Here is a 2837-nt window from a genome sequence, read left to right on the forward strand (position 1 = left end):
CCTCCGGACGCCGCCCGAGATCTACGCCGGCGGGTTCGCGCTCGCGCTCGGTGCCGGCACGATCGTCGCGATCGTCGCCGGCTGGCGAGCCGGCCGCTACGCTCGTATCGAACACCTCCAGGCCTGAGGAGCTCGAGGCGTGCGAACCTCGAGACCTGACCCCAAGCTAGCGGTACCGACCGAGTCCCGTCGGCGGTGCCGGCTTTCGCACGCCGAACCCACTTGCCGGCCGGTCTCGTACGTCTCCTGATGCGACTCCGAACACCCGCTCGAGATCGATCATCCTCGGCGGCGTCCGGATCGGAATCGGCGGCTGACTCCTCGCCGACGGGTGGCCTCGCCAGACGTCTTCTCGTCGCCGCCGGGGTCCTCGCGCTCGTGTACGTCGCGGCGCGTATACTGGGGTCGAGGGACGTGGTCCCCGGATCAGTCGACGACGTTCAGGAGCGAGCCGCGGAGACCGTCCCGGACGAGGTGCAGAGTCGAGCCGTCGACGCCGTCCCCGAGGGCCGGATCGAGACGAGACGGAACCGAACCGGTCAGACCGTTCCCGACGATATCACTGAAATCTCAATCGAGGGGCCCAGGAGTGAAGCGTTCGAGGCCGAGTCCACTCTCGAGTCGTCCGCCGAGACGACCGAGGGCGGTGACGAATCCGACGTGACGGGTCTAGACGAGAGCGACAGCGACGAAGTCGGCGGAAGCGGGGCGGATGAGGGCGACAGCGCGATCGACGAGGCGGAGACGAACGCCGACTTCAGCGACGGCCGCTCGGACGAGGAGATCGACGAGCGCGCCGAGTCCGACGTGCAAGACGAACCGGCGGAACCGGGCGAGATGGCGGTCGACGAAGACGTTGCGGAGGATCTCACAAACGGCGATAGCGAGTCGGAATCCGGCGGCGAGGGCGACGACGAATCCGCGGAGTGAGTCTCCCTCGTAGAGACGAAAGCGAGGCGAACGTCACGACCTCAGTCGTGAGTAATTGACCGGAAACGTGGTCCTTATCCGCCGTTCGTCCCTAGCGCGTTTCGATGACTGACGGGGACGTCGCGGCGTTTACGCACCTCGGGTCGACGGTTCGGGGAGCGCTCTCCGAACGCGGCTTCTCGCGGCCGACGGCGCCGCAGCGACTGGCGATTCCGCCGCTGTCGGCCGGCGAGAACACGCTCGTGATCGCGCCCACCGGCAGCGGCAAGACCGAGACGGCGATGTTGCCCGTCTTCGATCATCTGGTCGCGGACGATGGTGAGCCGAGCGCACCGGGGCGATCCTCGTCGGAGGTTCCCTCCGACGGCGGCCCACCTGAGGGGTTCGGCGCGCTCTATATCACGCCGCTGCGGGCGCTCAACCGCGACATGCGCGAGCGCCTCGAGTGGTGGGGCGACTACCTCGACCTCGAGGTCGACGTTCGCCACGGCGACACGACCCAGTACCAGCGGGGGAAACAGGCCGAGGATCCCCCGGACGTGCTGGTCACGACGCCCGAAACCGTGCAAGCGATGCTCACCGGCAAGCGGCTGCGGGAGGCGCTCGCGGACGTCTCTCACGTCGTGATCGACGAGGTCCACGAACTCGCCGCCTCGAAGCGGGGCGCGCAGTTGGCGATCGGCCTCGAGCGGCTCCGGGACATCTCGGGGCCGTTCCAGCGGATCGGGCTCTCGGCGACCGTCGGCGATCCGGGGGAGGTCGGCCAGTTCCTCACGGGCGGTCGCCCCTGCGAAATTCGCGAGATCGACGTCGGGAGCAACGTCGACGTGACGGTCCGCGAGCCCGCGGTGACGGACGAAGATGAACGGCTGGCCGGCGAACTCATGACCGAAGCCGATACGGCCAGTCACGTCCGGCTGATCCGGGACCTGGTCGAGGAACACGAATCGACGCTGATCTTCGTCAACACGCGGCAGACAGCCGAAGCGCTGGGTTCGCGATTCAAGGAACTCGACCTGCCGATCGGCGTCCACCACGGCTCGCTCTCGAAGGAGGCCCGGATCGACGTCGAGGACCGGTTCAAGGCCGGCGAGATCGATGGGCTGCTGTGTACGTCCTCGATGGAGCTCGGGATCGACGTGGGGCAGGTCGACCACGTGATCCAGTACAAAAGCCCCCGACAGGTCACCCGCCTCCTCCAGCGGATCGGTCGAGCGGGCCACCGACAGGACGAGGTCTCGAGCGGCACGATCGTCACGACCAGGCCCGACGACACGTTCGAGGCGCTTTCGATCGCTCGCCGGGCCCGCGACGGCGAGGTCGAGCCGGCGGCGATCCACGAGGGGAGCCTGGACGTGGTCGCGAATCAGCTGCCGGCGATCGTCCAGAGCCGGGGGGACACCTACGCCGACGAGGCCGTCGAGACGGTCACGCGGTCGTACCCGTTCCGAACCGTTCCGGAGGCGACGGTTCGCGAGATAATCTCCGAACTCCACCGGAACCGAATTCTCTGGTTCGACGAGGCCGAAGACCGCATCGAGACCACCGGCGGCACCTGGCAGTACGTCTACGCCAACCTCTCGATGATCCCGGACGAGGAGACCTACGAGGTCCACGACATCGCCTCGGGAGGCCAGATCGGGACCTTGGACGAGCGCTTCGTCGTCAACTTCGCCCAGCCGGGCGAGGTGTTCATTCAGCGAGGCGAGATGTGGCGGATCGCCGAAATCGACGACGAGGAGGCCCGGGTCAAGGTCAGTCCCATCGAGGATCCCGCCGGCGAGGTCCCCTCGTGGATCGGTCAGGAAATTCCCGTCCCCGCCGCGGTCACGGGCGAAGTCGGCGAAATTCGGGCCGTCGCGGAGCCCCAACTGGAGACCGGTGCCGACGCCGCCGCGCTCGGCCGC

2 protein-coding genes and 1 pseudogene are annotated in these 2837 nt (G+C 67.9%); all 3 read left to right on the top strand.

From position 1 onward, the window contains the following. Positions 1-127, top strand: a pseudogene (locus PGX04_RS29870) (ABC transporter permease); the annotation flags it as partial. 122 nt (positions 128-249) lie between these two features. Next, positions 250-930 (top strand): hypothetical protein, encoded by a 681-nt coding sequence (locus PGX04_RS29875; RefSeq protein WP_273741812.1) that lies wholly within the window; start codon positions 250-252, stop codon positions 928-930. A gap of 104 nt (positions 931-1034) precedes the next feature. Further along, the coding region (locus PGX04_RS29880) for a DEAD/DEAH box helicase (RefSeq protein WP_273741813.1) at positions 1035-2837 on the top strand (1803 nt) is incomplete at its 3' end.

It is taken from the genome of Natrinema soli (assembly GCF_028618695.1).

Bases quoted from the DNA above. Each gene is read 5' to 3' on its own strand.
- PGX04_RS29875 (WP_273741812.1), top strand. From the start codon at position 250: ATGCGACTCCGAACACCCGCTCGAGATCGATCATCCTCGGCGGCGTCC.